The organism is Neolewinella marina, from assembly GCF_002631205.1.
In the GTDB taxonomy this organism is placed as follows: domain Bacteria; phylum Bacteroidota; class Bacteroidia; order Chitinophagales; family Saprospiraceae; genus Neolewinella; species Neolewinella marina.
The window spans coordinates 149,566-175,659 of record NZ_PDLO01000006.1; the positions used below are offsets into that span (position 1 = coordinate 149,566).

Annotated in this window: 23 protein-coding genes; 10 read left to right on the plus strand and 13 right to left on the minus strand. The window is 62.3% G+C overall.

The features are described from left to right. Positions 1 to 98 precede the first annotated feature (98 nt). The gene (locus CGL56_RS13840; RefSeq protein WP_099107163.1) at positions 99 to 659 is read right to left on the minus strand and encodes an Hcp family type VI secretion system effector; all 561 of its coding nucleotides are present in this window, start codon (positions 657 to 659) and stop codon (positions 99 to 101) included. Between the two features lie 342 nt (positions 660 to 1,001). On the opposite strand from CGL56_RS13840, the gene CGL56_RS13845 reads away from it, so the two are divergent. After that, entirely contained in the window at positions 1,002 to 1,373 is a 372-nt protein-coding gene (locus CGL56_RS13845; RefSeq protein ID WP_099107164.1) for a DoxX family protein, read from the plus strand. A 35-nt stretch (positions 1,374 to 1,408) separates the two neighbouring features. Here the strand turns inward: CGL56_RS13845 and CGL56_RS18270 are convergent, their stop codons facing one another. From CGL56_RS18270 to CGL56_RS13855, 3 genes are all read right to left on the minus strand, one after another. Further along, positions 1,409 to 1,567, minus strand: coding sequence for a hypothetical protein (locus tag CGL56_RS18270; RefSeq protein WP_187305583.1), 159 nt, complete (start codon positions 1,565 to 1,567; stop codon positions 1,409 to 1,411). Next, complete coding sequence (locus CGL56_RS13850) at positions 1,528 to 1,749, minus strand: hypothetical protein (RefSeq protein ID WP_099107165.1); 222 nt, start codon at positions 1,747 to 1,749, stop codon at positions 1,528 to 1,530. Before CGL56_RS13850 ends, CGL56_RS18270 begins: the two co-directional genes overlap by 40 nt. Before the next feature lie 89 nt (positions 1,750 to 1,838). Next, on the minus strand, positions 1,839 to 3,125 hold the full coding sequence (locus CGL56_RS13855) for a serine hydrolase domain-containing protein (protein WP_099107166.1): 1,287 nt from the start codon (positions 3,123 to 3,125) through the stop codon (positions 1,839 to 1,841). A gap of 186 nt (positions 3,126 to 3,311) precedes the next feature. Here CGL56_RS13855 and CGL56_RS13860 point away from each other — a divergent pair, with 186 nt between their 5' ends. Both CGL56_RS13860 and CGL56_RS13865 read left to right on the plus strand, forming a co-directional pair. After that, the gene (locus CGL56_RS13860; protein WP_099107167.1) at positions 3,312 to 6,155 is read left to right on the plus strand and encodes a transthyretin-like family protein; all 2,844 of its coding nucleotides are present in this window, start codon (positions 3,312 to 3,314) and stop codon (positions 6,153 to 6,155) included. 19 nt (positions 6,156 to 6,174) lie between these two features. Beyond that, entirely contained in the window at positions 6,175 to 7,152 is a 978-nt protein-coding gene (locus CGL56_RS13865; protein ID WP_099107168.1) for a hypothetical protein, read from the plus strand. Here the strand turns inward: CGL56_RS13865 and CGL56_RS13870 are convergent. After that, positions 7,149 to 8,198, minus strand: a complete 1,050-nt coding sequence (locus CGL56_RS13870; RefSeq protein WP_099107169.1) for a serine hydrolase domain-containing protein — start codon at positions 8,196 to 8,198, stop codon at positions 7,149 to 7,151. The two genes, CGL56_RS13865 and CGL56_RS13870, sit on opposite strands and share 4 nt — an antisense overlap. A gap of 344 nt (positions 8,199 to 8,542) precedes the next feature. On the opposite strand from CGL56_RS13870, the gene CGL56_RS13875 reads away from it, so the two are divergent. Then, a complete protein-coding gene (locus CGL56_RS13875) occupies positions 8,543 to 9,028 on the plus strand; it encodes a YybH family protein (RefSeq protein WP_099107170.1) in 486 nt (161 codons plus the stop codon). A 227-nt stretch (positions 9,029 to 9,255) separates the two neighbouring features. On the opposite strand, the gene CGL56_RS13880 is transcribed toward CGL56_RS13875, so the two are convergent. From CGL56_RS13880 to CGL56_RS13895, 4 genes are all read right to left on the minus strand, one after another. Beyond that, complete coding sequence (locus CGL56_RS13880) at positions 9,256 to 9,624, minus strand: hypothetical protein (protein WP_099107171.1); 369 nt, start codon at positions 9,622 to 9,624, stop codon at positions 9,256 to 9,258. Positions 9,625 to 9,835: 211 nt separating this feature from the next. Then, positions 9,836 to 10,570 carry a hypothetical protein gene (locus CGL56_RS13885; RefSeq protein ID WP_099107172.1) on the minus strand — a complete coding sequence of 245 codons (735 nt, stop codon included), beginning with the start codon at positions 10,568 to 10,570 and terminating at the stop codon, positions 9,836 to 9,838. A 17-nt stretch (positions 10,571 to 10,587) separates the two neighbouring features. Then, complete coding sequence (locus CGL56_RS13890; RefSeq protein ID WP_099107173.1) at positions 10,588 to 11,151, minus strand: type VI secretion system tube protein Hcp; 564 nt, start codon at positions 11,149 to 11,151, stop codon at positions 10,588 to 10,590. A 264-nt stretch (positions 11,152 to 11,415) separates the two neighbouring features. Continuing rightward, positions 11,416 to 12,288: a pirin family protein gene (locus tag CGL56_RS13895; RefSeq protein ID WP_099107174.1), complete on the minus strand. Its 873-nt coding sequence runs from the start codon at positions 12,286 to 12,288 to the stop codon at positions 11,416 to 11,418. A 134-nt stretch (positions 12,289 to 12,422) separates the two neighbouring features. On the opposite strand from CGL56_RS13895, the gene CGL56_RS13900 reads away from it, so the two are divergent. Then, positions 12,423 to 12,902: a hypothetical protein gene (locus tag CGL56_RS13900; protein ID WP_143470740.1), complete on the plus strand. Its 480-nt coding sequence runs from the start codon at positions 12,423 to 12,425 to the stop codon at positions 12,900 to 12,902. On the opposite strand, the gene CGL56_RS13905 is transcribed toward CGL56_RS13900, so the two are convergent. From CGL56_RS13905 to CGL56_RS13915, 3 genes are all read right to left on the minus strand, one after another. Beyond that, positions 12,899 to 13,489 carry a GNAT family N-acetyltransferase gene (locus CGL56_RS13905; protein ID WP_099107176.1) on the minus strand — a complete coding sequence of 197 codons (591 nt, stop codon included), beginning with the start codon at positions 13,487 to 13,489 and terminating at the stop codon, positions 12,899 to 12,901. The two genes, CGL56_RS13900 and CGL56_RS13905, sit on opposite strands and share 4 nt — an antisense overlap. A gap of 232 nt (positions 13,490 to 13,721) precedes the next feature. Next, positions 13,722 to 14,681, minus strand: coding sequence for a transketolase family protein (locus tag CGL56_RS13910; RefSeq protein ID WP_099107177.1), 960 nt, complete (start codon positions 14,679 to 14,681; stop codon positions 13,722 to 13,724). 91 nt (positions 14,682 to 14,772) lie between these two features. Then, entirely contained in the window at positions 14,773 to 15,627 is an 855-nt protein-coding gene (locus CGL56_RS13915; protein ID WP_099107178.1) for a transketolase, read from the minus strand. Between the two features lie 769 nt (positions 15,628 to 16,396). Here CGL56_RS13915 and CGL56_RS13920 point away from each other — a divergent pair. From CGL56_RS13920 to hisS, 3 genes are all read left to right on the plus strand, one after another. Beyond that, positions 16,397 to 17,545 carry a tetratricopeptide repeat protein gene (locus tag CGL56_RS13920; RefSeq protein WP_099107179.1) on the plus strand — a complete coding sequence of 383 codons (1,149 nt, stop codon included), beginning with the start codon at positions 16,397 to 16,399 and terminating at the stop codon, positions 17,543 to 17,545. Positions 17,546 to 17,638: 93 nt separating this feature from the next. Beyond that, on the plus strand, positions 17,639 to 18,412 hold the full coding sequence (locus CGL56_RS13925) for a hypothetical protein (RefSeq protein WP_099107180.1): 774 nt from the start codon (positions 17,639 to 17,641) through the stop codon (positions 18,410 to 18,412). A 66-nt stretch (positions 18,413 to 18,478) separates the two neighbouring features. Continuing rightward, positions 18,479 to 19,822, plus strand: a complete 1,344-nt coding sequence (gene hisS, locus CGL56_RS13930; RefSeq protein ID WP_099107181.1) for a histidine--tRNA ligase — start codon at positions 18,479 to 18,481, stop codon at positions 19,820 to 19,822. A gap of 88 nt (positions 19,823 to 19,910) precedes the next feature. Here hisS and CGL56_RS13935 read toward each other — a convergent pair whose 3' ends face one another. Next, the gene (locus tag CGL56_RS13935; RefSeq protein WP_099107182.1) at positions 19,911 to 22,049 is read right to left on the minus strand and encodes a carboxy terminal-processing peptidase; all 2,139 of its coding nucleotides are present in this window, start codon (positions 22,047 to 22,049) and stop codon (positions 19,911 to 19,913) included. A 230-nt stretch (positions 22,050 to 22,279) separates the two neighbouring features. On the opposite strand from CGL56_RS13935, the gene CGL56_RS13940 reads away from it, so the two are divergent. After that, complete coding sequence (locus CGL56_RS13940) at positions 22,280 to 24,985, plus strand: TonB-dependent receptor (protein WP_099107183.1); 2,706 nt, start codon at positions 22,280 to 22,282, stop codon at positions 24,983 to 24,985. Then, entirely contained in the window at positions 24,982 to 26,094 is a 1,113-nt protein-coding gene (locus CGL56_RS13945; RefSeq protein WP_099107184.1) for a DUF4249 family protein, read from the plus strand. Before CGL56_RS13940 ends, CGL56_RS13945 begins: the two co-directional genes overlap by 4 nt.

The following is a 26,094-nucleotide window of genomic DNA, read 5'->3' on the forward strand; positions in this document are numbered from 1 at the left end:
GCTGACGGTTGACACCGAAGGTTGTCCTGAAATTTGGTTTGTTAAGCCGAAACAAACCATTAGCAGGAAAGAAGAGAAAAGATGACCGGTCCGCAAGGTCATCCTCCAGTGTTTGTGGCGAAGTCGAAATAGGCAACGGTAGTACCCTTGAGGTTGCCAGTAGTACGGTCGAACTCGTGATGCGTAATCTCTACCTGGCCAGGTGAAATGGAAATTACTTCATCCACTGCATTATTCCCGGCCGTTCCTCCCTCCTCGTACAGCGTTACGTATACATTGGTAAAGCGGTATTCTCTGATTACTTGACTTCCGCTTCCTCCAACACGTGCAAGGACTTTTAAGGTCATCTCCGGGAATGTTTCCACGAGGGCCGCGGCCCTGAAAAGCAGGGGAGAAGCTTTGTCAGAGCTTTTTCCGATCCGAATGGGGCACATGGTCGGTCTCGGGGTGGAAGGACTCCCGCTCGCATGATTCGGAGCAGGGTATTCAATATTCCACGAAAATCCATTGACCGCTATCCAGTTCTTAAAGTCTTGATGTTCCGCCTCACCGGGGATTGTGGGAATGTGGAGGTAATGTTCCAGCTGGGCATGCAGGAAAGCAGATGAGGTGCATAGACAAAGGAGTAATACCCATCGGCTGGGGCGGTGCAGTAGCATAGATACTTGTGTTGTGTTGGACCGAAAGGGCCGGAAAATGAGTGTTTGTTCCGGAATGAAAACAGAAGACGAAATTCCTGTCCTCACAAAAGAAAGTACAGATTTTCAGGTGCCGCCGGTACGGGTGGCGAATGTACGGCATTCCAACACGATGTAGCCGATCGGCGGCACCCGGACCACCCCCCCACGGGCCATTCCCCCCGAACCCGGCACCCGCGCCCGCGCCAAACGGAAGGCTTTGCTATTCCTCTGCCGCCTCCGCTCCGGAACCGGATACGGGATTTGCTGTTCCACAGCCGCCAGGCCGGGGGATTGTCCAGCGGTTTCAGATAAGGCAGCACCATGGAATACTTCATCATCGCCCTCCAGCTCATCGTCGGACTCAGTATCCTGAACGTCTGGCTGGTACAGAACCAGAAAGCCACCCGCTGGCGCGGCGGCAACGCCACCACCCTTGCGGAGGAGTTCCACTCCTACGGCCTGCCCGACTGGTCGCTCTACGTCGTGGGGTTCATCAAGGTCGTCCTGTCGCTCCTGCTCATCGCGGCCATCTGGTACCCGGAGCTGCGGTTCCCCGCCGCCCTCGGTCTGGCGGCCATGCTCACCGGCTCGATACTGATGCACTTCAAGATCAGCGATCCCCTCTACAAGTCCTTCCCGGCGGCGCTATTTCTGGTACTGTGCCTGGTCATCGCCTTCGTGCCCGGCGGGTGAGCCCGGCAGGAGGTTTTGTCGCAGGCCGGCCTGCCTCACCAGCTGCCGGCGTAGTGCAGGGCGAGGTAGAGGTTGAGCACGGCGTACAGGAAGGCAGGCGTGGCCGCCCGCAGGCTGTCGCCAATCTTCATCCGCACTCTGAAGCCGTACACCATCACCAGCCCCAGCCCCGCAGCCAGGCCAGTACGGGCCATAGCCAGTACCCAAGCATCAGGCCCGCGCCCCCCAGCAGCTGCAATACCCCCGTAATGGGGCGCTGGCGATCGTACCCGTAGCGGACGAACTCGCTTTTCATATAAGAAGAAGTCAGGCAGCCCGTCCCGAAGAACAGGAAGGAAAGTCCCGAGAAATAAGTGGCGACGGCAGTCAGGTCCATAGGTAGGCTTTCCCGGTGCACCGGGCGCCGGGTGGCAGCCTAATGCCGAATACCTCCGGTAGGTTGCAGGGGTAAGCCGCCAGACCGCCTCAGTCGTCCACCGCCGCGCCCACCAGCAGGCGGAACTTCCACGCCGTCTGGTCTTTGGAGGTGCCCTGGGTCTGCTTCATCAGGATGCCGATGAGCTGCTCCTGCGGGTCGGCGAAGTACTGGGTGTTGAAGTAGCCGCCCCAGTCGAAGGTGCCCTCGCTGCCGCGTCCACCGCGGCCCTGACCGGTCTCGTCCACCACGCCGAAGGCCAGTCCGTAGTAGGCGCCGGGCTTCAGCAGGTCGCCCACCTGGTTGGCCATGATGCTCTGTACGGTGGTGCGGCTGAGCAGGCGGGTGCCGTTCAGCTCTCCGCCGTTGAGGTACATCTGCAGGAAGGCCGCGTAGTCCTCAGCCGTGCTCGAAAGCCCCGCCCCGCCGGAGAAGAAGCGGCGGGCGCCGGTCACCGGGTAGTCCGGATCGTAGAAGGTGGTGGGGTAGTTCTCCCAGCCGTCGTCCGTGGGCCGCTGGATGGCCACGAGGCGGTCGTGCTTGTCCGGGGGCAGGTAAAACCAGGTGTCGTCCATGCCCAGGGGCTCGAAGATGTGGTTGCGGAAGTACTCATCCAGCGGCTCGCCGGACACCACCTCGATGAAGTAACCGAGCACGTCCAGCCCCTCGCTGTAGGTGTAGGCCGCGCCGGGATCGTGGTGGAGGGGCAGGGTGGCCAGTTTCAGCACGCTCTCCTCGATGGAGACGTCCTCGGTGGTGAAGAGGTCGGTGACCCCCGCGTCCGCGTAGAGCCGCTTGAAGCGCGGGTCGCCGTCGATGACGCCGTAGCCCAGTCCTGAGGTGTGGGTGAGCAGGTGGCGGATGGTGATGGGCTTGTCCGCCGGCCGGGTATCGTAGGTCCCATCTTCGTATAGGGTATCGAGCACCCGGGCGTCCGCGAAGGCCGGGATGTACTTGCTGATCGGGTCGTCCAGCTGGAAGAGCCCCCGCTCCCACAGCATCATCACGGCGGTGGAGGTGATGGCCTTGGTCTGGGAAGCGATGCGGAAGATGGCGTCCCGCTCCAGCTCCCGCCCGTCGGCCGCGGCCGTACCGAAGGCCTTGTGGTAGACGATCTTCCCGTTGCGGGCCACCAGTGCTACCGCCCCGGGGACCTGCCCCTCCGCAATCGCCTCCTCCAGCATGCTGCCAATGCGCGCCAGCCGCGCCTCCGACATCCCCACGCTGGCCGGATCGGCGGTGGTGAGCGGCGGGGACTGCTGTACGGAAGGCGTCTGCGCCAGGAGGCTGATGGCCGTCAGCCAAGAGAGAAGAAGTAGCAGGGGGCGGGGGAGCATGGTGGATTGAACTTGGTCGGACCGAATATACACGGTTTGTCCGGGCCATTTGTGGAAGGAGGCGCAGCAACATCACTGCAGTATATCTCGCCCCGCATTAATACGTATATCCGGAGATATCCCACTTGCGACCAACGGCTATTTCCCCTAAATTGTACAGGGGGATATTAATCAACAGTATCGGTTATGCATACAGATCCCCGTTTTACCCTTGCCGGATATATTATCAACCGCAATACCGGCCAGGGCGTAGCTGACCTGAGGGTCGAGGCCTGGGACAAGGATTTTATCTTTCACGATTTTCTGGGGATTACCTACACCGATTCCCGGGGTCATTTCCACCTGAACTTTAACGACGCCCAATTCAGTGATTTCGGCCTGGAACGCCGTCCCGACGTATTCTTCCGAATTTTCGACGGCACCGTCGTGCTCAAAAACACCATCCATGAGTTGGTCTGCACCCTGGACCCCGGCCAGCATACCGTAAAGATTCACCTGGACCTGCCCGCGGAAAATGGCGAGTCACCTCCACCTACGGTTCCTTTCTCCGGCCCCCTGATCGAGCCCGAGGAGCTGTTCGTGTTCAAGCAGGCACTTTCGAAGACACTGGCATCATTAGGCTCGAGATATACCGCGGACGACCTGAAGGAGTTGCGCATCCCGTTCGACGGCGTGTCGAATCTGCTGGACCTGGCTTCCGCTACCGTATCTGGAGACCAGCAGCAAGGGAAGCGGTTGCGGGAAATGCTGTGGAGTTACGGGGGGAAAGTCGTGCCTACGCAGTTGGGCTGGCGGGTGCTGAGGCAGTACCAGAACGGGCGATATGCCGGAGAATCCTCGAGAAGGGGCAGGAAAAAGGTCGCAACCCCCAGCCTCCCCAAGGACAGCCCCCCGGGGCTGATTAACCTGTTGCGGCTCGAACAGCTGATGATAGCCGCAGCGGTTTCCGCCAGAAGTACGGGAGAGCTGGCCTCCCTGGCCGCCAGCCTGGAACACGCGCTCGCCGCCGCTGACCAGCTGAATACACTCTACGGACTCATGGTGAAGCAAGCGGATCCAACGGAGGTGGCCGATGCCTTTGACACGGCCGTCAGGATATCGTCTTTTGCCTTCCCTCCCATGAACGGATTTACCCCGGGGGAGGGTTGGCAACCCGGAATGGGCTTCGGACCGGGTTTCGGTGGTCCCTGGTACGAGTGGCCGATGCCCACTCCCGGTGAACCATTTCCCTTGCCTGATAGTCCGGATCCTGCAGTGCCCGTCCCCGAAGTCCCGCGGTTGGAAGGTGGCCTGGTGGAGCATTTTGAAGAGTGTTTCATCTTCTCCATCATCCCGGAGATTCACCGGCTGGGAATCGGGTTCCGCGACCTCGTATACGGAGTGGGGACCCACTACGCGATTGACCGGGTAAGCCCCAGCCACGCATGTCCGGGGGAACAAATCACCATTGCCGGGGAGCGCTTTGACGGGGTAGTAGCTGTTCGCTACAAGAACCACCGGGGAAGGACGATTTCCACCACCCCAGACTCGGCTACGAGTGAGCGGATCACCTTCACCCTGGCGGAAGATGCCGTGTCCGGACCGGTATGGCTCGATATCCCCCGTAGGGTCCGGCTCTGCCTGACCGAACATACCGTTGCCATACCCGGAGAAAGGGGCGAACTGATTGTCGGAGCACCCCACGTGGTTTCGTTTTCCGCGGGCCGGGATTGCCTCCCGAGGGGAGAAACCATTACGCTGAACTGGCGGGTATCCCCCTCCGCGGTGGACGTGGAGATCATCCACCGGTTTCGCGGGGCGGTAACCTCCCTGGGGTCGGGACTTGGCGCCGTTGACTCAGTTGCCTTTACTCCGTCCCGGACCGGGATACACGAATTTGAACTGGCGGCCATTAATCCCTTGGGCAGGGGCTGCAATACCGGCGGTCAGGTGATATCGGTCGAGGTCCGCGATCCGGCACCGCCGCCGTTCGAAATCGTGGGGGTGGAACAGACGCAGGCCATTCAGATCTATGACCTCGCGGATCCCACCGCCCCAACCAACAACAGCCTGGAACTCATCCGGGGCATGGATACCGTATTGCGGGTATACGTAAGGGCATTGTCTCCGGCCCCGACGCGGGTAACGGGGAGCATGGAGCTCAGCGGAAACACCTACTCACCCATCAATGCGGATTTCATCGGGCCCAATCCGATCATTACGGCGCCCGAGACTCCAGACCGGACGGACACCAACCACTCGCTGAATTTCCTTATTCCCGCCGCGGATGCCAGGGGGCGGGGAGTAACCGCCCACATCAGGGTGATCAGCGCCACAAATCCCTGTTACAACCCCGTACGCTACCGGGCCGAAATGCTGCACTGGCATGGCCGGGCCGCCTTCCCGGTGACCGTCCGGCGGGTAGCCAATTCCGACGGCACGCAGATGTCCCTGCCCAATGCCACGGCCTTCATCAACCGGGCCTTTTTCAAAATTCCGAGCCCCAAAACGGCTATTACCTTCCACCCGGGCGTACACCAGATCCGGCGGGGCACTACGGAGGACAACTACTGCCACGACGGCGGGTTCTACCAGCTGGCCCTGTCCATCGCCTACGAACACAACGACAATGAGGGCTACCCACCGGCCTCCCATTCCTCCACCTGGATCGGGCTGGTCACTCCGTTCGACTGTACGCCCGACGGGATGATGGCCTGGCCCTCTACTTCCACCTGTCTGAGTATCCAGGACGTGACCACGGCGGCCCACGAGATCATGCATACCGTCGGACTGGGGCATACCGTCACGGGGGAAGGAGAAGGCTGCTGGGACGGACCCGCCCTAACTGGTGGGGCAGATACCCAACCCGTACCCTGCCACCGGCTCCCGGGCCGACCAACGGGGCAGTTGAACCAGGTCCCCTTCGATATTGCCGGCAACCGCGCGGTGAGGCGGGCCTTTGACCTGATGAGCTACCGGGGATGGAACAACCGCTGGCTGAGCCCCGAACTGTGGGTGGAAGGCCGCACCATGATGAACTCCCGGTATTAGCAACAAACCCAAAGAAGTTATGAATACTTACCTATTTATTGAAGGCCTGCTGAGCGAAACCGGTGCATTTACCCTGTACCGGGGATTAGAAACCAGAGAAGCGCTGCGGTCCTCCTCCCACTTTGCCGGAGTGGCTACGCTGGAACTGGATCAGGTGGACGACAACGGCGATTCCCGCTTCGTGGAAAGGCTCCCGCTGGTGTTCAACCACGGCTGTGACCTGAGCAAGAAAGTGATCGGACAAGCGCCCGTCCGCGCCGCAATACCGCTTTTCCCAGGAGCAAGCAAACTCATCGCCCGCTTTCGCGGCATCGAAGTATTCACTTCCCCCATTGGCCGGTCCGGCCCGAAGCTGTCCGGACTTACCGTAAAGTCATTCGGGCATCAGGCTATCCTGGAATTCACCACCGACGTCATGCTGGATGATGTCCAGGTGTTTGCCAGACTCGCGGACGAGCGCCTGGTCAAACCCCGATGGGAAGCAAGGAATGGTGACTTTGTCGTCGACCTGAACAGCCTCAGCGGACAGGGAGAAGTGAGCCTGATCGTGGAAGCCACGCGGGAGATGCGTACCAGCCGGCTGGAGGCCGGTCCGGTCACCACCCCCGCAGCCGAGGCCCGGGGACTGATCCTCGAACCCACCGACCAAAGCAAGTGGCCCTACAAAAAGCGCGGCAGCCTGATTGCCGCGGTATTCGACGAAAATGGTCGCCAGCTGAACTGGGAGCAGTCCGGGCTATCCTGGAAGGTGAATGGGCAAACCCTGAAGGACGACCGCCAGGTAGGGGCCTGGGCCCCCAGTGAACCAGGAGATTACCGGATTCAACTGGTGAAGGGAAGCGAGCAGGAAGAGGAAGTCCTCAGCGAATGCAAGGTGGAAGTCCTGCCGCCTACGGTGGCGCAGCTAAAATATGAAGCCCTGATGGCAGCCGCATTCCAGGACAATTCAACCCCCTCCCTTACCCACCACCCGCAGCACGAAGGGCGGAGTACCTAGCGTGCAGCCGCGCGGGATTGCCCCCGCATTATCTTCAAGATGCGGCCATACAGCAATTCCGAAAGGCTCCAGTGGTACCCGTCGAAATCGGTGGTGTTGGTGAACTGCACCACCACCGCGTCGATATCGCCGTGGTAGCGGGCGATGCTCTGGTAACCAGCCACGAGTCCCGTGTGCTGGAATGCGTAGAGGGAGCCGTAGATCTCCCTTTCCCCCTCCGCGAAGAGGGTGCCGTCGTTCAGCGCGCGCAGGAAAACCCCGACGTCCGCAGCCGTGGCCAGCATGGAGCCGTAGTCCGTCGACTTGATGTCGTGGGGCACCCCGACGTAGTAGCCGCTCATCACGCTGTCCGGGTGCACCTCGTGCAGGGAGCCGTAGGTACGCTCCAGGCCCAGCGGGTCCAGGATCACCTCCCGGATGTAGCGAAACTTGTCGTAGCCCACCACCTTTTCGAGGAGCAGGGAGATCAGCAAGTAGTTGGTGTTCGAGTAGGCAAGGCGTTCGCCGGGCGCGAAGTCGGCCGACTGGTCGAGCACCCGTGCCAGGGCCTCCGCCTCGTTGGTGGGTGGGTCGGTCCAGAAGCCCGGCGTATCCGTGTAGTTGGGGATGCCGCTGCGGTGTTGCACGAGCATCCGCAGGGTGATGCGATCGGCGTTCTCGATGCGCCCCGCGAGCTCGGGGAGGTAGGCAGCCAGGGATTCGTCCAGCGACAGCCGCCCCTCACCCACCAGTTTCGTGACCGCCACCGCGTCGTACAGCTTGCCGATACTGGCAATCTTGAACAGGGCGTGCGGGGTCGCGGGTTCCCGGGTTTCCCGGTTGTGCCAATCCGCCGCGTAGTACTCCGGCTCCCGGTCGGCCTGGTCCACGTACACGATCGTTCCCGCAAATCCGTACTCCGGAGCCGCCGCAACCTGTTCCACCACCGTATCCGGCAGGGGCACCACCCACGCCGCGACCAGCGGCCACGGCACGAAGTACAGGGAAACCAATGTTCCCAGAATCAAACCGGTGAGGATCAGCCTTTTGCTCGTTGGGGTGGGCATGGGGGAAGAAATGATTTGCCTGGGGGGGGCTAAGTGTGAAAAATAGCAGGTTTTTGCAATCTCTCTGGTAAAGGAGGTAGGTGCCGGCGACCCTCCAAACTGATCACGTCGTAATTCCTGATCGACACCGATCCTTATCCAGTGGGGCATCCTTTGCTATGACAGCTATGCTTCCGCAGCCATCGAGGCCGGTTAATCACGACCCAGGCGGACAGTAACAATCCGGTGAAAACCAGTTAAATAGATTGTATATTAAGAAATCTGTCGTGCGGCAACCTGCCGGAACAAACACATCCGCCCGGGAACACCGCCACGATCATTTCCACTTAGAGAAGACAATCACCATGAACATCACATCAATTCCACTCCTTGCAGCCATGCTGCTGCTCGCCCTCGTTTCCTGCAATGAACCGGAAAGGGAAGAAGCCCAGGCCCTGCACATGAACGAGCTCAGAGCGGAAATCCAGGCGATGGAGGACGCATACGCCGAGGCCCAAAACGCCAAAGACCCGGACGGGGTAGTCGTTTACTACGCCGACGACGCGGTCAACATGCCCAACAACCAGCCAGCGGTTAGCGGGAAGGCCGCCATCCTGGACCGGGTCAGGGAAGACATGGCCCGGGATACCGCGGGCACTACCACTACCTTCCAGGTCACGGACATCAAAGCGGCCGGCGACCTACTCGTAGAAGCGGGAACCAGTACCTCAACCGACGCCGCGGGCAACGTCACCACGGGGAAGTACGTCTCCGTCTTCGAAAAACGGGATGGGAAATACGTCTGTATCCGCGACATCTGGAACAACGATGCTCCTGAAGCTGGCAATTAGTAGTTGGTGCGCTTAGGTGTACTTGGGTCCGCTTCGGCTCATGTGGAACGCACTACACCTGCTTTCTGGACGTGAGCGATTTGGCCAGCGGCATGTTCCCGGCGAAGATTGCGAGCGTCCGTAGTTGTAGTTTCTGGGCTCCTCACCTGATACGGGGCTTCGCCAAATATTACTCCCGCTGCAAAAAAAGTAGGCGACGCACTTTCTGAAATACTCTTTAACGAATCCTATTCGAGTTCTAGATTGTAATACGTTCCATTTTCATCGTAACCTTCTAATTCTCCATAATCAACCCACTCTATGTCAATTGACAAATCATTCCCATCTTCGGTGGTAATGTACCCATGGCCATTTTTCCCGGATATATCAATGTTGCCATAAACATAGTTTCCATCCTCATCGTAGCCTTCAATGTCGTAGTTGTAGTTGTATGCACCGGCCCGCCCCGTCCTGTGCTCATATTTATAGCGACTATCTTCGTGATAGTATAATTCTCCAGACGATTGATTTGAATTGTAATCGTCTAAAGAATCGTTTGAGCTCTCTATACAGGAGATAGCGATCAATAGTAACGCTAAGGGGAGTAGGTATTTCATTTGGGGATTTTGAGTTTAATGGATCAAGCGCTTTTGCCGATCGGTAGATTGATTGTGGAGTGTAGCGCAGGTGATCGTTCCGTCACCCCCGCCGCCGCTCGAAAATATGAATAGGTAGTCGAGATTCTTGAGGAATTATTCGGTTCAGATTAGTCAGGTTCTGCGGAGGACTTCCCCCCCATCAGCCAATAACCCCCAGCCAATACCCCCCTCAATACCCCACCACCACCCGGGCCACCGTACCCGGGGCGGCGCCCGATGACCAGTGGAGAAGGTACACGCCGGGGGGCAGGTCGGGAAAGGTGAGCCGCAGGGGATTGGCCGAGGCGGCGGGGAAGCGGCGGGCCCAGACGGTGCGGCCGAAGTGGTCGGACAGCCGCAGGGCGAAGGGGTGGTCCGCATCGGGTAGCTGTACGCTGGCGGCGCGGCGCGTCGGGGTGGGGAACACCCTCAGCTCGGGGCGCTGGAATTCGTTGTCCACCGCCCGGATGCGGCTGTAGATATTGGCTCCGTCGGCGGCTTCCCCCCGGACCCGGTAGTAGGAGGTGCCGGAGTGGGCGTTGGGGTCGAGATACTCCCGCTGCAGGATGAGTGCCCGCGGCAGTTCGCGGACGGTGGTGAATACGGCCTCCACGTCCAGGCGGCGCTCCAGCGTCCAGCGGTATTCGCTGTCGCTTTCTTCGATTTCCCAGCTCAGGGTCACGGTAGTTGCGTTGTCGCGGGTGGCCTCCAGGTCGGTAATGCGCAGGGGGAAGGGGGGCGGGGCTTCGGCGGCGGCGGCCGTACAGATCGAGGAGTTTTCAATGGTTTCCGACAGCGGGGCAATGGAGTAGCCCCCCACCTCGTAGCCGGAAACGCGGCTGTTCTCAACGGCATAGGAGGAGGTTTGCCCGTTGATCAGGCCCGAATACCCCCAGCCGAATAACAGCAGGACACAGTAGAGCAACCTTGTTGCCCCCCGTTTCATCCTCCGGTACCGGTTTCGAAGTCGTAATAGGAAGTATGGGTTGTTCGCACCCTCCCGGTAGCTGGTTCAATCTCGTATACCGTCATTTCAATCCGGGAGGGACTAAGGGCAATCACTTCCTGCCCAGGGTCGGTTCCGGCTCCTCCGGTGTCGTAGAGTGAAAAGATGACGTTGTTCAGCACATACTCCACAAGAACCTGGGAAGGTTTGTCCATGGATGATTGTACCTGTTGGAGCGTTATTTGGTAGTGCACCTCACCCAGAACCGTACTCTTGAAGAGGTAAGGGGAAGATATGTCGACTTCCTTGCCCAACCGGATGGTGCACAAGGATGGCCGCGAGGCATCCCTGGGCCCGGGGGCGGAAGGATCGGATGCGGTGGTCTCCGTATTCCAGGAGAAGTCCTGAATTTCTATCAGATTTTCGTACCCAGCCGTGGTTGACGTCCCTTTGATCCCGGGGATGTCCAGGTATAGTTTGGTGGACTGGGCCGTCAGGGATAATGGCGCAATCAGCACCAACAGGGGGAGACCCCATCGGAGAAAGGCGAGTGGAAACATGGCATGTGTAGTTCAATAGTGCTGAATCGGCTGCTGCCCGCGGGCAGGCAGCCCCACAAAAACTTGTCAGGGTAAGTGACCCACGCCCTGCGGAAAGAAGGGGGAATTCAGCGGTCACTGGTGCGTGTACCTAATATAGGGGGTTTTTTACAATGTGACAACAAGCATGGGGCCGGGGCAGGCCACCCCCCCGGCAACTGGTCATGAGCGGGATGCTTGGCTGAGTATCAGGTTTGCTCGCTGCTGTCGCGGAAGCGTGTTCCCTCACTCCTCCACGTAGAATCCCATCTTGCCCATCTTGTAGTCCCGCATGGCCTCCATGATCTGGGTCTGGTCGTTCATCACGAAGGGTCCGTGGCTCACGACGGGTGCGCCGATGGGTTCGCCGCCGAGCACGAGCACGCGGGCCGGGGTCTGGGCGGTATTGGTCAGGTGGATGCCCGTACCGTCGTTGAGGTAGTGGAGCAGAGTGCGGGCCGGGTTCTCGAAGCCGCTGCTGCCGGCCACCCCGCCGTCGAGGAGGTAGGCGGCCAGGTTATAGGCTTCCGGCACGGGCAGGTCGATGCTCACGCCGGGGGGCAGGGAGAGCTGCCAGGCCAGCACGGCACCGTGGGTTTGCGCGGCACCCGCGAGCCCGCCAAAGTTGCCAGCTACGATCCGCAGGGAAGCCCCGTCGCCCAGGTCTACCCGGGGGATGGTATCCGCCTTCAGGTCCTGGTACCGCGGCTGCACCATCTTGTGTTCAGGGCTCAGGTTCACCCACAGCTGTATGCCCTCCAGGGTGCCGCCCGCTTCCATGAATTCCCGGCTGCCGCGCTCGCTGTGGATAATGCCTCTGCCGGCCGTCATCCACTGTACGTCGCCGGCGCGCAGGTGCCCGGTATTGTCGCGACTGTCCCGGTGCCGGATGCCGCCCTGGTACAAAAACGTCACGGGCTCAAAGCCCCGGTGGGGGTGGGGGCCTACATCCAGGGGGTCACGGCCGCCGGCCTTCACCTCCACCGGCCCGAAGTGGTGCAGCAGCAGGAAGGGGTCGATCTGGTCCACCCGCTGGGTAGGCAGGGGCTGGTAAACCGTAAGGACGCCCATCTGCAGGGGGTGAGCGGGAAGGATATTGGCGACGGTGCGGTAAGTCATAGGGCGTCAGTTGTATATACATTCAAAACGCGAACGGAAGATTTCGGTTGGGTGGTGTAAACACCTTGTTAGAACGCGGCAGAATGCGTAAATTACGGGGAGCTCTTCTACCGCCTGAATCAAACACCACCACCATGCGCTTTCTCTCTCCCCTCCTGCCGTTTTTACTGCTGTTGGGCCTGTTGTCCTGCGACGACCCGGAGGCCGTGCTGCCGGTCACGGGCGTGGATGCGGAAACCCTCGTGGAGGTCTACAACGCCTCGGTGAACGAGACGCCTGAAGCCTTCTGCGCCATTGGTACCGTCTCGGAAGTAAAGTTCCGGGCCCGGCCCGACGGGGAGGAGGTGCTCCACTTCGTATTCCGCGATGAGGAGCAGGAGCGGGCGTTCACCTTCGCCCTGGAGGAGGAGCTGGAGTTCCCGGAGGAGATCGACCGGGCCAAGATTGTCTTCCTGGGCCACCAGATGGTCGTGGCGGACCTGGACAGCGATTTCTACGTCCACCTCTACGTACCGGAAGCGGCCGAGGACAACTGGCTGCCCGGTCTGCCCTACGTGGAGGGCAACGGACTGGGCGTAGCTACGGACGAGGAGCCTATGCTCCAGGACAGCTAGCCCTTCTCGAAACCTTCCATTCCGTCGCGCCAGTTCCAGATCACCAGGATCCAGTCGCGGCCGTCGGCGGAGGTGAAACGGTCCAGTTCCTCGAATCCTACGCGCTCGTGCACCCGCTGCGACCGCGTGTTGCGGGCGTCGATGGCGGTCACGCAGTAGGTGTACCGCAGGTGGTAGCAGGCGCGCAGGTACTTGTACATCCGGTCGGGCAGTCGCAGGCCGCGGGCCTCCTCGGCCACGCAGATCTGTCCCATAATCAAATATTCGCTTTCCCCGAGCAGCTGGCCGCGGTGCATCACGCCGTCCTGCCGCTCGATGAGGTAGGTGAGGGCCGGAATGTCCTGGCTGAAGTCCCGCGTCATGGCCAGGCAGTACCCAAGCACCTTCCGCTCCCGGATGGCGATCACCGAAGCGGCCGCGGCGGTCATGCGCTGCAGCAGGGGCAGGTCGTGGGTGGCCGTGACGAAGCCCTGGGCCGAGGCGGTATCCGCGTCGACGCTGTCGAGCAAGTTGGCCCGCTGGAGGGCGAGGATCTGCTTGAGCTGGTAGTCCTTGCGGGCTAGGGTGATCTTGATGGGCGCTTCCATGGCCGTGGGGGTAAGGATTAAGGGGATAAGGAGTCAAGGGGTGGCGCTGCTCGCCTTCGGCTCGTCGGCCACCGTCGTCCGACGAACCCTTTGCGCCTAGCGCAAAGTTCGTCTGACGACTGGTGGCCTCCCCCCAAAGTTCGTCTGACGACTCGTGCGGAAATAACAAAGGATTGAAGCGCCTTTCGGCTTGGCTTCAATCCTTCGTCTGTTTGGGTGTCGGTCGGTGGGTTTACTTGCCCAGTACGCGTTTGACGGCGGCGACCACGTCCTTGGTGCCGAGTCCGTACTTCTCGAGCAGTTCTTCGGCTTCCCCGGATTCGCCGAAGGTGTCGTCGGTAGCGACGAACTCCTGGCGGGTGGGGTGGTGCTTGGCGAGGCATTCGGCGATGGCGCTGCCGAGTCCGCCGTACTTGTTGTGCTCTTCGCAGGTGACGACGGCGCCGGTCTTCTTGGCACTGGCGATGACGGCCTCCTCATCGAGGGGCTTGATCGTGTGGATGTTGATCAGGTCGACGCTGATGCCTTCCTCGGCGAGCTGGCGGGCGGCCTCGACGGCTTTCCAGACCAGGTGGCCGGTGGCGAAGATGGTCACGTCGCTGCCTTCACTGAGGTGGAGGGCCTTGCCGATCTCGAACTTGGTGTCCTCGGGGATGAAGATGGGCCAGCTCGGGCGACCGAAGCGCAGGTACACCGGTCCGTGGTGGTCGGCGATGGCCTGTACGGCGGCTTTGGTCTGGTTGTAGTCGCAGGGGTTGATGACGGTCATGCCGGGCAGCATCCGCATCATGCCGATGTCCTCCAGGATCTGGTGGGTGGCTCCGTCCTCGCCCAGGGTAAGGCCGGCGTGGCTGGCGCAGATCTTCACGTTCTTGTCGCTGTAGGCGATCGACTGGCGAATCTGGTCGTAGACGCGGCCCGTGCTGAAGTTGGCGAAGGTGGTCGTGACGGGAATCTTGCCCGCGGTGGCCAGACCGGCGGCGACGCCCATCATGTTAGCCTCCGAAATGCCGCACTGGATGAAGCGGTCGGGGTAGGTATTGATGAAGTCCTCCGACTTCATGGAACCGCGCAGGTCGGCGGTCAGCATCACCACGTTGTCGTGCTGGTCACCGGCGGCCTTGAGTCCGGCACCGAAGCCGTCGCGGGTGGCCTTCTTGCCGGTAGATTGTAATTTATCGAGAGATAGCATGCGCTATGATATTCTTGGTTGATGATTGAAAAGCGGGCCGGAAGCGAGCGCCGGCCTAACTGCCTAAAGAACTAACGGCCTAAAGACCTACTCATATCCCTTCAGCAGGAAAGTCCCCCAGCGTCTCCTCCAGCTGGTTCAGGGCAGTTTCGGCCTGTTCCTTGCTCGGGGCCTTGCCGTGCCAGTGGTGGGAGCCCATCATGAAGTCGACGCCCATGCCCATTTCGGTCTTCATGACGATGCAGGTGGGTTGTCCGTTGCGCTTGGTCTGGACCTTCTTCAGGGTGGTGACTACCTCTTCGATGTTGTTGCCGTCCATGTGCTGTACGTCCCAGCCGAAGGCCTTGTATTTGTCTTCGAAGGAGCCCATGTACATCACGTCCTTGGTGGCGCCGTCGATCTGCTGTCCGTTGTCGTCGATGATGAGGACGAGGTTGTCCAGCTTCTTGTCAGGGGCGAAGAGGGCGGCTTCCCAGATCTGCCCTTCCTGGTGCTCACCGTCGCCGGTCAACACGAAAACGGTGCGGTCATCGCCGTTCATCTTCTTGGACAGCGCCATTCCGCAGGCTACGCTGACGCCCTGTCCGAGGGAGCCGGAGGCCACGCGCACCCCGGGCAGTCCCTCGTGGGTGGTGGGGTGGCCCTGCAGGCGGCTGTCGATGGCGCGGAAGGTCTTGAGCTCCTCTACGGGGAAGTATCCCGAGCGGGCCAGTACGCTGTACCAGACCGGGGAGATGTGGCCGTTGGAAAGGAAGAATACGTCTTCACCCTCGGCTTCCATATTGAAAGAAGGGTCGTGCTTCATGACCTCGAAGTAGAGGGCCACCAGTAGGTCGGCGTTGCCGAGGGCGCCACCGGGGTGACCGCTCTGGCAGAGGTACACCTCCCGGATGATGTCGCGCCGGACCTGAGAGGCAATTTTCTTAAGTTCTTGGATGTCTGCCATAAAGGGTAAATGTTTGTATACGCTGCCGTTGCGGCAAGGGAGTCGCGAATTTAGGTATTACTAAGGGATGAGGACCCCTTTTGTTCCCCGCGGCGGCCAATGAATCGCCCGGGTAGGTACGATGGCTAAGGCTTAGGCCGCTCCCTGGGAAGAGCCCTTTACTGCACCTGGCCACATGCCAAGGTGCGGGTCTGAAACCACGGAGGCACGGAGTTTCACGGAGGGGTGGTATTGTTATCTCCGTGTACATCAGTGTGTCTCGGTGGTGTTATGAAATCGGGCCGGGAGGCCCTCAGCCCGGGGTGCGACGAGCACAGCGGGCTGCCCCGCAATTGGTAAATCGACCGTCTCCCGGCCCTGGAAGGGACGGCTTCAAACTAGCGGGGTCAATTCCCAGGAATGGGCCTCGCGGTCATAAGGCCTGTGCCGCCCCCTCAGAAGAGCTCTGTGCTGCACCTGGTCACATTCCGAGGTGCGGATGACGGTCTTTGCGTCCAGCACCTCGCAGATCCCCCGCTGCACTAGGGTGATACTACGAGGTCCTCCGCCCAGTTTCCCGACATCTTCTGGACCTCAGGGTGTGGTGGCCCCTCGGAATAACCGGTTGGGCAAGTATCCGGTATTCCAATGCTCCCAGCAACACTAGCATTCACCCATTCACCCATTCACCCATTCACTCATCCACCCCTTGACCCCGTGACCCCTTCACCCCTTGATCAGGAAAACCCCGCCCCATCCCCCGCTGTTGGTCCTCAGGTAACCCGCCCCCATGCAGAACGGACGCCTGCTCGCCGAGCTCCGGCAACACTACGCTGAATACCTCGACGACTACCTGGCCTGGGTAGCCGACCGGGGCTATCCCGTGGAAGGGGCACTGGTGAACTACCGCAGGGCCCTCATCGCCTGGTACGAAGCGCGGAAACAGACTGACGATCCCTATACCGGAGACGTATTCGAGTACATCACCGTGGTGGCGGAACGCTACTTTACCGGAGAGACCAGCCGCAAGGGCGATTTCCCCCTCGGCAGCGGGCCGCTGGATTACCTGCCCCGGACCGTCCGCCTGGAGGAGCCCGGCCGGGAACTGCTGGCCCGCCTCAACGCGCGGAATGACTGTCGCGAACTGCTGCTCCTGGCCGACTACCACCAGCTGGAACCGGCGGTCATCGCCCGGGTACTCGACCGGGAGGAGGATGCCGAAACCCTGACCGAGGAGATTGCCGCCTGCCGGCGCTCGCTGGAACTGGAATCCCCCGGCGGCTCCCTGCTGTACATTCCGGTCATCACCGTCGCCGGGCGGCAGGACCTGATGGAAACCCTCGGACGCAACACCCCTCCGCCGCCGCCGGTGGATTCCCCGGAACCCGCGGCCGCGCCCCCGAAAGACGTAAGGCTCTCCCCCCGTCACCGCTGGCGCATCGGCACCCCCACGCCGGCGATCGTGGTGGCCGGACTGCTCACGGGCATCCTGCTGTGGCTGGTCTACGACACCTTCTACGCCCGGGCCTCCCCCGAGGGGCTCTACGCCACCTACTTCGCGCCCTACCCGAATCCCTTCGCCGACAGCCCGCCGGCTACCTACGAGGAGCGCGACCTGAACCAGATCCTCTATTACTACGACCGCGGCGACTACCACCGGGCCTACGAGGAACTGCTGCCCACGGCCGACGCCTACCCGGCCGCCCCCCTCTACCTGGGCGTAAGCGCCCTGGCCCTGAACGACCCGGCCCGCGCCGAAGAATGGCTGGCCCGCCTGCCGGCCGACAGCCCCTACCGCGACCCGGCCGACTGGTACGCCGCCCTGGCCGCCCTGGCCCGGGAAGACCACTCCAGGGCACGCTCCCGGCTGACGCGCATCACCCAGGACGCCAACCACCCCTACCGGAGCCAGGCGGCCGACTTGCTCGGGGAATTGTAAATTCCATCCGGAGGCTGTTCCCGGTCCGGGAAGCTCAGACCGCCAAGATTTTTCAATCGCCGGTGCCACTGCCGCCGGCGCAATATCCCCGCCATGACCCTTGACCAACTCGAACGCCGCGTCCGCCTGCTTACTCGCCTGACTACCGTCCTGTTCCTGCTGCTGGCGGGGGTGCTTCTCCTGGCGGCGGGGCCCGTCAGGACCGTCTACCTCGGAGACCTGGCCGCCAGGGTAATCGAAGCCGATACCCTGCGGGCGAAGGTCGTCCTCACCGGCCGGCTGGATGTGGTGGAGCCCGACGGCAGCCTGGCCCTGCTGACGGCCAACTCCGTCCAGATGCCCGGGGTGGTACTCGAGGGGGATACGGTAACTACCCGGGGTGGATCGGCCGGACTCATTTTCTTCTATGAGGGTCACGAGGTCGGCGGATTGATCTACCGCATCGACGACCACCGGGAGGTGCCTTATGCCCTGGGGCACCTGTCGCTGGACCAATACCGCCACGACCAGGTAGCCCTGATGCAGTACGAAGGGCAGGGGGAACGGCAGCGCGCCGGCTTCTACGTGAACGACCGGTCGCCGGCCTTTGACCTCTACGACTACAAGGCGCTGCTCGACTCCGCGGCGCTGCTTCCGGAGGCCGAGCGGCGGGCCGTCCTCCAGCGCTTCAAGACCCGGGCCGATGCGGGAGAATTCGGGGGGCGGCGGGTTGCCCTGGAAAGCAACCGGCGCATGGCTGCCCTGCGACTGAGCGACTGGAAAAGCCAGGAACGCCTCCGGGCGGTGGTGGATTCCGCGGGGGCAGCGCGCATCGAATTCCTCGACGCGGAGGGGAAGGTCATCCGCATCATCTCGGCAACGGAGTAGGGGTAGGGCCCTCTCAGGCGGGCCTGTACCCTAGACCGTAAATCGGACTTCCCTACCTTCGCGCCCATGAAACCGTCTATCCCCAAAGGCACCCGGGATTTCCTGCCCCACGAAGTGCGCCGGCGCAATTACATCTTCGACGTGATCCGTCAGCATTTCCACCGCTACGGCTACCAGCCCATCGAAACGCCGGTGATGGAGAACCTCTCCACCCTCACCGGGAAGTACGGCGAGGAAGGCGACCGCCTGCTGTTCAAGGTGCTCAACAACGGCGATTTCCTGCGCAAGGCCGACACCCAACAGCTGGCTGCCCAGGACAGCGACGCCGTGCTGCCGCAGATCTCCAAGCGTGGACTGCGCTACGACCTCACGGTGCCCTTCGCCCGCTACGTGGTGATGCACCAGAACGACCTGGCCTTCCCCTTCAAGCGCTACGCCATCGCCCCGGTGTGGCGGGCCGACCGGCCGCAGAAGGGACGCTACAACGAGTTCTACCAGTGTGACGCCGACGTCGTGGGCTCCGATTCCCTCCTCTACGAGGCCGAACTCACCCAGCTGCTCGACGAGGTCTTCGCCGCCCTGGGCCTGAAGGCCGTCATCCGCCTGAACAACCGCAAGATCCTGGCCGGCCTGGCCGAGATCGCCGGTCACGCCGACCGCATGATGGACATCACCATCGCCATCGACAAGCTCGATAAGATCGGGGAAGCCGGGGTGGAGAAAGAACTGCTGGAACGGGGCGTGGACGCGGGTGCCGTGGAAGTCATCAAGCAATTCCTCGGAGTGACCAGCCTGGAAAAGGTAGCCCCCCTGCTGCAGGACAGCGAGGTCGGCCGCCAGGGCATCGCCGAGCTGCAGGAGGTCTTCGACCGCGTAGGCAAGCTGACGAACCGCCTCGAATTCGACGTCACCCTGGCCCGCGGCCTCAACTACTACACCGGCTGCATCTACGAGGTGGCCGTGGACACCGACGCCCACCCCGGCATCCGGATGGGCAGCATCGCCGGGGGCGGCCGCTACGCCGACCTGACGGGCATCTTCGGTGGCCGCGACCTTTCCGGCGTGGGCATCAGCTTCGGCGCCGAGCGCATCTACGACGTGCTGGAGGAGCTCGAACTCTTCCCCGCCGACGCCAGCGAGGACCTGGAGTACCTGCTGCTTTGCCTTGACGAGGAAACCCTGGTCCACGGCTTCGACCTCCTGCGGCAGCTTCGCAAGGCGGGCCACAACGCCGACCTCTACCCCGAAGCCGCCAAGCTCGGCAAGATGATGAAGTACGCCGACCAGCGCAACGCCCCCCGGGTGATCATCATCGGCAGCCGCGAAGCGGAAACCGGGCAGTACTCCGTCAAGCACATGAAGACGGGAGAGCAGGAAAAGCTCTCCCTGGAGGAGCTGCTGGAACGTTAGGGCGCTGTCCGAACCCTCCAAAGCAAAGGCCCCCAGTGCATTCCCAAAGGAGCACCGGGGGCCTTTTCGTTTCAATTAAGGGGGCTGCCTACTTGCGGTCGGCCACGCCCTTCTTGCCTTCCAGTTCGATCAGGTCGGCTACGATGTTGACGGCTTCGCGGATGTAGACGTCCTTGCTGACGCTGTCCTTGAAATCGTCGTTGCGGGCGGTCTTGCTTTCGTCGGCCAGGATGGGCTCGAGGTCCACTTCCAGGTTCAGCACGCCGGGGTTCACCACGTCCTCAAAGAGGTCGTCGTACATCTCGGCTTCAGTACGCGCGGCCTGCTGCAGCTCCTCGTACTCGGTGAGGCTTAGGGGGTAGGTGTTGCGGTCGCGCTGCCGCTTCACCCGCTGGGCGTTCTCCTGGATGCGGTTGAAGGTGGGGCTGGCCTCCACGCGGGCGGCGCTGCGGGCCTTCAGGGCATCCAGGTGCTGGATGCGGTAGATGTCCTGGTCGTACTTGGCGGGGTCGATTTCGGACCAGGCCAGGGGAGCGATCTGCTCCTTCTCGCCGGTTTCCAACAGGGAGCGGCTGTCGGGCAGGATGATGTCGGGGGTGACGCCGCGCAGCTGGGTGGAGCCGCCGTTGATGCGGTAGAACTTCTGCATGGTCAGCTTGACGGTGCCCAGGGGCTTCGCATCGTCGTGGCCGGCGATGGTGCGGTCCATATCGATGAAGCGCTGAACGGTGCCCTTGCCGAAGGTGGAGTTGCTGCCTACGATCACGGCACGGCCATAGTCCTGGAGGGCGGCGGCCAGGATCTCGCTGGCGGAAGCCGAGTACTGGTTCACCAGCACCACGAGGGGGCCGTCGTACTGGACGCGGCGGTCCTTGTCCTTCAGTACTTCCTTATTCATACCACGGCCGGCCACCTGTACCACGGGGCCTTCGGGGATGAAGAAGCCGGTCATGTCGACCACGTCGCGCAGGGAGCCCCCGCCGTTATTGCGCAGGTCGAGGATGATGCCGTCGACGTCCTGGTCCTTGAGCTTTTGCAGCTCGGCCTCCACGTCCTTGGCGCTGAACCGGCCGTCGTTATTCTCGAAGTCGGCGTAGAAGCTCGGCAGGGAGATGTAGCCCACCTTTTCGTTGCCCTCCTCACTGTCGAGGATGAGCGACTTGGCGTAGGTCTCGTCGATGATGATCACGTCGCGCTCGATGGAGATCTCCTGGATGACGCCGTCGGGCTTGCGTACCTTCAGGTGGACGGTGGTGCCCTTCTTGCCGCGGATCTTGTCGACCACGTCTTCCAGGGGCATGCCCTTGATGTCGACCATCTCCTGTCCATCCTGGCGGACGCCCATGATGACGTCGTCTTCCTTGAGTTCCTTGCCCTTCCAGGCCGGGCCGCCCACTACGATGGAGCTCACCTTGGTGTACTCATCGTCGGTCTGCAGGGTGGCGCCGATGCCTTCCAGGCGGCCGCTGAAGCGGATGTCGAAGGATTCCTTGTCCTTGGGGCGGAAGTAGCTGGTGTGGGGGTCGAAGACGGCCGTCATGGCGTTCAGGTACTGCCCGCGCTTGATGCTGGGCTTCATTTCCCGCATCCGCTTGAACCAGTCGTCGTAGCGTTCGAGGATCTTGCCGCGGAACTCGGTTTCGAGGCTGTCCAGGGAGGGGTACTCCTGTCCGGTGGTGTCCCGGGCCATTTCCTCCCGCTTATCTACGAGCTGGTTGATCACGTCCCGCTTCATGTAGTCGTGCCAGTACTGCTTCAGTTCGGCGTCGGTAGCGGGCCAGGGGGATTTTTCGTCACTGTCCACGAAGGTACCGTCGGCGTCCAGGTCGAAGGGCTCGGCCAGGATTTCCTGGTACCAGGCCTGGGTCTTGTCGAGGGCGGCCATCCACCGTTCCTGCACCAGGTCGTAGAAGGTGTACTCCCCGGCCTTGCTCTGGTCGTCGATGGCGGTGCGGTAGGGCTCGAAGGCCTTGATGTCCTCCTGGGTAAAGAAAAGGCGGGCCCCGTCCACGTCGTTGAGGTACTGGTCGAAGACGCGCTCGGAGAACGCGTCGTCGATGTCGACCGGCTGGTAGTGGTAGTTCTCCAGATTGGCCAGCATCGTCCGCAGGATTACGGAAGGCGCGTCACCCGGCGGCACCTCGATCTGGTGGGTGGGGCGGGTGGCGGCGATCAGAACGAAGACCAGCAGTAGGGCGGAGAAGAGCAGGGGGGCTCTCGTTTTCATAGATTTTCTTTTAGGAACTCCGCCGCGCTGCCCCGGATTGTTGGGTTCGGACGGAGTGCTAGCTACTAAATGTTCTGCGCGGGCCAGTAGTTTAGTCGGGGCAGACGCAAGGGGTGGTTTAACACCGAATTAATTATCGATTACATTAGAGGCTGCCGGGGCTTTGCCGGTTGGTCCGTTTCCGACCGGTAGCACCAAAGCCCAGACGGCGCCCGAACGCCAAATTACCAATGAAAATTACCGTTTTCCCCATCCTGCTGATCCTTTTGCTGGCATTGCCGGTAGCCGGGCAGGACGCTGGCCCCACCATTACCCTGCAAAGCGAGTCCATCGGACGGGTGGCCGCCCTGCAACAAATGGACCGCTACACCCCGCTGCGGATCTTCTGGCAGGACACCCAGGTAAAGGACGAGCCGCTGCGGCTGTCGTTGCAGCAGGCCACCCCGCGAGAAGCCCTGGAGGCAATCCTGGAGGGCACCGGACTGTCCTTTATCGCCTACCGCGACGTCTATGTGATCGGGCCGGCAACCACCATCGGTACGGAGTTCGACGCGGCCTACTACGCCGCCGTAGCCGAGCAGGTGGATGCGGATGCTGAAGAGGCCGGGGCCCGGGGGCCGGAGACGATCGGCAGCTTTGCCACCCTAGGGGCTACGGGCATGGCTACCGTCTCCGGTACGGTAACCGACGACGACGGCGAGCCCGTCATCGGTGCAACCCTGAGGGTAACGGGAACGGAGCAGGCCACGACCACCGATACGGAAGGCAATTACACCCTGCGCCTGGCCCCCGGCACCTACGAGCTCCTGATCGGCTACGTCGGATACGGGCGGCAGGAGCGCGGGATCCGCGTGCAGGGCGACGGCCGCTTCGACATTGCCCTGCTGCCCTCGGCCACCGACCTGCAACAGGTGGTGGTCACCGAGCAGGCCGCCGACGCCAACGTGGGCCGGGTACAGGCCGGGGTACAGCGGCTCGACCTGGCGCAGCTGGAGCGGCTCCCCACCTTCATGGGCGAATCGGACGTGGTCAAGGCCCTGCTGCTGAACCCCGGCGTGAGCACCATCGGCGAGGGGGCCACGGGCTTCAACGTCCGCGGCGGCGAAATCGACCAAAACCTGCTGCTGCAGGACTACGGCATCCTGCTCAACTCCAGCCACGCCCTGGGCTTCTTCTCCACCTACAACGCCGACCTGCTCAAGAGCGTCGACCTCTACAAGGCCAACATGCCCGCCCGCTTCGGCGGTCGTCTGGCCTCGGTGCTCGACGTACAGCAACGCGACGGCAACTTCGACCACCTCCGCGTGAAGGCGGGACTGGGACCGGTCACCGGCCGCGTCATGCTGGAAGGCCCCATCGTGAAGGACCGCAGCAGCTTCATCGCCGGGGTGCGCAGCAGCTATACCGGCTGGGTACTGCGGCTGGCCAGCCAGGAAAACGTGAAGAACTCCTCGGCCTTCTTCGTCGACGGAAACCTGCGGCTCACCCAGCGCATCGGCGAAACCGGTACCCTGTCGGTGTCGGGCTACGGCTCCGAGGACCAGTTCACCTATAACAATGCCTTCGGCTTCCGCTACCGGACGCTGCTCGGGCAAAGCGAGTACAACCACATCTTCAGCGACCGCTTCTACGGCCGGCTGGGGGTGGCCTACAGCGACTACCAGAGCCGGCAGACCGACCTGGGGACCACCACCGCCGAAATCCTCGACAACGGGGTAGCCTACCTCATCGTCAAGCCCCACCTGACCTACGAGGTGTCGGATGACCTGCAGCTGTCCGGCGGACTCGAGCTCGATCACTACCGCGTCAACCCCGGTGAGCGGCAGCCCGGCGGGGAGGAATCCCTGGTGAGCCCCCGCCAGCTCCCCGAGGAGCAGGGGGTGGAGCTGAGCTTCTTCGGCGAGGCCGACTACCGGGTCTCCGAGCGGTTCAGCGTGATCGCCGGACTGCGCTACACCAACTACCGCTTCCTCGGCGCGGCGACCGTCACGGAATACACCGATGGCATCCCCCGCTCCGGCAACGAGACCGGTACCCGCGAGTACGGGGCCGGAGAAACCGTCGCCGCTTACCAGAGCCTGCAGCCGCGCCTCAGCGCCCGCTACCGGGTAGGGCGCAGCGGGTCGGTCCGCGCCGGCTACGCCCGCACGGCCCAGTTCCTCAACCAGATCTACCTGAGCGCCTCTCCGACGCCGAGCTCCCAGTTCCAGCTCAGCACGGGGTACATTCCGCCCTTCCTGTCGCATAACGTCTCCCTGGGCTACTTCCTCAACCTGAACAACAACAACGTGGAGCTGGGGGTAGAGGGCTACGCCCGCCTCATCGACCAGCTGTGGGACTACCGCGACTTCGCCGACGTGATCGTGAACCCCCAGCTGGAAACCGAAATCCGCATCGGGGAAGGCTGCGCCTACGGCCTGGAGCTCAGCGGCAAGAAGAAGGTCGGCGAGATCAACGGACTGGTGAGCTACACCCTCTCCCGCACCGAACGGCAGGTGGCCGGCATCAACGGGGGAGACTACTACTCCTCGAACTTCGACAAGCCCCACAACTTCGTCCTCACCTTCAACTGGAACCCGAACCAGCGCAATACCCTGACGGCCAACTTCACCTACGGCACCGGCCGGCCGATCACCGCTCCGGTGGGTAACTACCGGGTGGACAACGGGCTGCTGGTCCCGGTCTACACCGCCCGTAACAGCCTGCGGATCCCGGATTACCACCGCCTCGACCTGGCCTACACCCTGGGCAAGGGCTATAACCAGAAACGGACGGTACAGACCAGCTGGACGGTCTCCCTCTACAACGTCTACGCCCGCAAGAACGCCTTCTCGGTCTACTACACCCAGTCGGCCGACCAGACCAACGTGGCCAACCGCCTGGCCGTGCTGGGTACCGTATTCCCCGCCATCACCCTGAATATCGAAACCCGATGAGCCCGGCCCTCCCTTCCCCCTTGCACGGCACCCGCGTCCCCGTCCTCCTGTTGCTGGCCCTTCTCCTGCTGGGCTGCGTCGATGAAATCGACCTCGGACAGGCCGACGCCCTGCCCGAAGGTATCGTGGTACGGGGCAGCCTGGCCGTAACCTCCGACGGCGCCGTCGCGGAAATCAACCTGGAGCGACTCTTCCAGTTCTCCTCCAACCTGCCGAACCAGGTCGTCTCGGCCCGGGTGCTCCTGGAAAATACCGAGGGGCAGTCGCTGCCCATCCCCTACCGCAACGGCGCCTACCGCCTCGACATCGGCCGCAACCACCCGGAGATGACCATCCGGCCGGGGGTGGGATACCGGCTGACGATCTTCACCCAGGACGACGAGGCCTACCAGAGCGACTACGACGTGCTGCAACCGGCCCTGCCGCTGGAATCCGCGGGCCGCTCCTTCGTTTCCCTCCAGACCACCAGCCCCGCCGGCACGCCGGTGACGGTGCCCGGCATCAATTACACGGTGACCACCCCGGTGCGCTACCCCGACGGTGCCCCCGCCCGGCTGCGCTACCAGCTCAGCGTCGACTACGCCCTGACCGACGAGCCGGCCCAGTTCCCCTACACCAACAACGATCCCAAGACCTGCTACGTAAGCCAGACCCTGGCCGGCAACCGACTCTTCCTCCTCGACGGGCGCCAGGCCACGGCCGAGCGGGTGGTGGACTACCCCCTGGCCACGGTGAGGATCAATCATCTCTACGCCGAGGGCAACTACGTAACCATTTACCAGGAGGCCCTCAGTCCGCCCGCCTTCAACTACTTTTCCCAGATCGCGAGCATCGCCGACCAGGACCGGAGCATCTTCGGCAGCCCCCCGGGACCGGTGGCCGGCAACGTCACCGACCTGAACGGACTGACGCCAAACGTATTCGGCTTCTTCTACACGGCCAACCGCACCCTGGCGCGGGTGTCCGTCTCCCCGGAGGAGGCCGGCAACCCCAATACCTACTGCCCCCTGCCCCCGCCCGAGCGGCCGAACGCCCCGCCTACCAGCTGCGACGACTGTATGCGGCTCGACGGCGCCTCCCTGACGCCGCCCCCTTTCTGGTCCTTCTAA

Excerpts from the sequence above, each read along its gene's own strand:
- CGL56_RS13890 (WP_099107173.1), bottom strand. The coding sequence starts at position 11,151 with ATGTTTCCACTCGCCTTTCTCCGATGGGGTCTCCCCCTGTTGGTGCTG.
- CGL56_RS13895 (WP_099107174.1), bottom strand. The coding sequence starts at position 12,288 with ATGACTTACCGCACCGTCGCCAATATCCTTCCCGCTCACCCCCTGCAG.
- CGL56_RS13905 (WP_099107176.1), bottom strand. The coding sequence starts at position 13,489 with ATGGAAGCGCCCATCAAGATCACCCTAGCCCGCAAGGACTACCAGCTC.
- CGL56_RS13915 (WP_099107178.1), bottom strand. The coding sequence starts at position 15,627 with ATGGCAGACATCCAAGAACTTAAGAAAATTGCCTCTCAGGTCCGGCGC.
- CGL56_RS13845 (WP_099107164.1), top strand. The coding sequence starts at position 1,002 with ATGGAATACTTCATCATCGCCCTCCAGCTCATCGTCGGACTCAGTATC.
- CGL56_RS13900 (WP_143470740.1), top strand. The coding sequence starts at position 12,423 with ATGCGCTTTCTCTCTCCCCTCCTGCCGTTTTTACTGCTGTTGGGCCTG.
- CGL56_RS13925 (WP_099107180.1), top strand. The coding sequence starts at position 17,639 with ATGACCCTTGACCAACTCGAACGCCGCGTCCGCCTGCTTACTCGCCTG.
- CGL56_RS13855 (WP_099107166.1), bottom strand. The coding sequence starts at position 3,125 with ATGCTCCCCCGCCCCCTGCTACTTCTTCTCTCTTGGCTGACGGCCATC.
- CGL56_RS13910 (WP_099107177.1), bottom strand. The coding sequence starts at position 14,681 with ATGCTATCTCTCGATAAATTACAATCTACCGGCAAGAAGGCCACCCGC.
- CGL56_RS13880 (WP_099107171.1), bottom strand. The coding sequence starts at position 9,624 with ATGAAATACCTACTCCCCTTAGCGTTACTATTGATCGCTATCTCCTGT.
- CGL56_RS13940 (WP_099107183.1), top strand. The coding sequence starts at position 22,280 with ATGAAAATTACCGTTTTCCCCATCCTGCTGATCCTTTTGCTGGCATTG.
- CGL56_RS13850 (WP_099107165.1), bottom strand. The coding sequence starts at position 1,749 with ATGGACCTGACTGCCGTCGCCACTTATTTCTCGGGACTTTCCTTCCTG.
- hisS (WP_099107181.1), top strand. The coding sequence starts at position 18,479 with ATGAAACCGTCTATCCCCAAAGGCACCCGGGATTTCCTGCCCCACGAA.
- CGL56_RS13935 (WP_099107182.1), bottom strand. The coding sequence starts at position 22,049 with ATGAAAACGAGAGCCCCCCTGCTCTTCTCCGCCCTACTGCTGGTCTTC.
- CGL56_RS13870 (WP_099107169.1), bottom strand. The coding sequence starts at position 8,198 with ATGCCCACCCCAACGAGCAAAAGGCTGATCCTCACCGGTTTGATTCTG.
- CGL56_RS13860 (WP_099107167.1), top strand. The coding sequence starts at position 3,312 with ATGCATACAGATCCCCGTTTTACCCTTGCCGGATATATTATCAACCGC.
- CGL56_RS13875 (WP_099107170.1), top strand. The coding sequence starts at position 8,543 with ATGAACATCACATCAATTCCACTCCTTGCAGCCATGCTGCTGCTCGCC.
- CGL56_RS13840 (WP_099107163.1), bottom strand. The coding sequence starts at position 659 with ATGCTACTGCACCGCCCCAGCCGATGGGTATTACTCCTTTGTCTATGC.
- CGL56_RS13945 (WP_099107184.1), top strand. The coding sequence starts at position 24,982 with ATGAGCCCGGCCCTCCCTTCCCCCTTGCACGGCACCCGCGTCCCCGTC.
- CGL56_RS18270 (WP_187305583.1), bottom strand. The coding sequence starts at position 1,567 with ATGGCCCGTACTGGCCTGGCTGCGGGGCTGGGGCTGGTGATGGTGTAC.
- CGL56_RS13865 (WP_099107168.1), top strand. The coding sequence starts at position 6,175 with ATGAATACTTACCTATTTATTGAAGGCCTGCTGAGCGAAACCGGTGCA.
- CGL56_RS13920 (WP_099107179.1), top strand. The coding sequence starts at position 16,397 with ATGCAGAACGGACGCCTGCTCGCCGAGCTCCGGCAACACTACGCTGAA.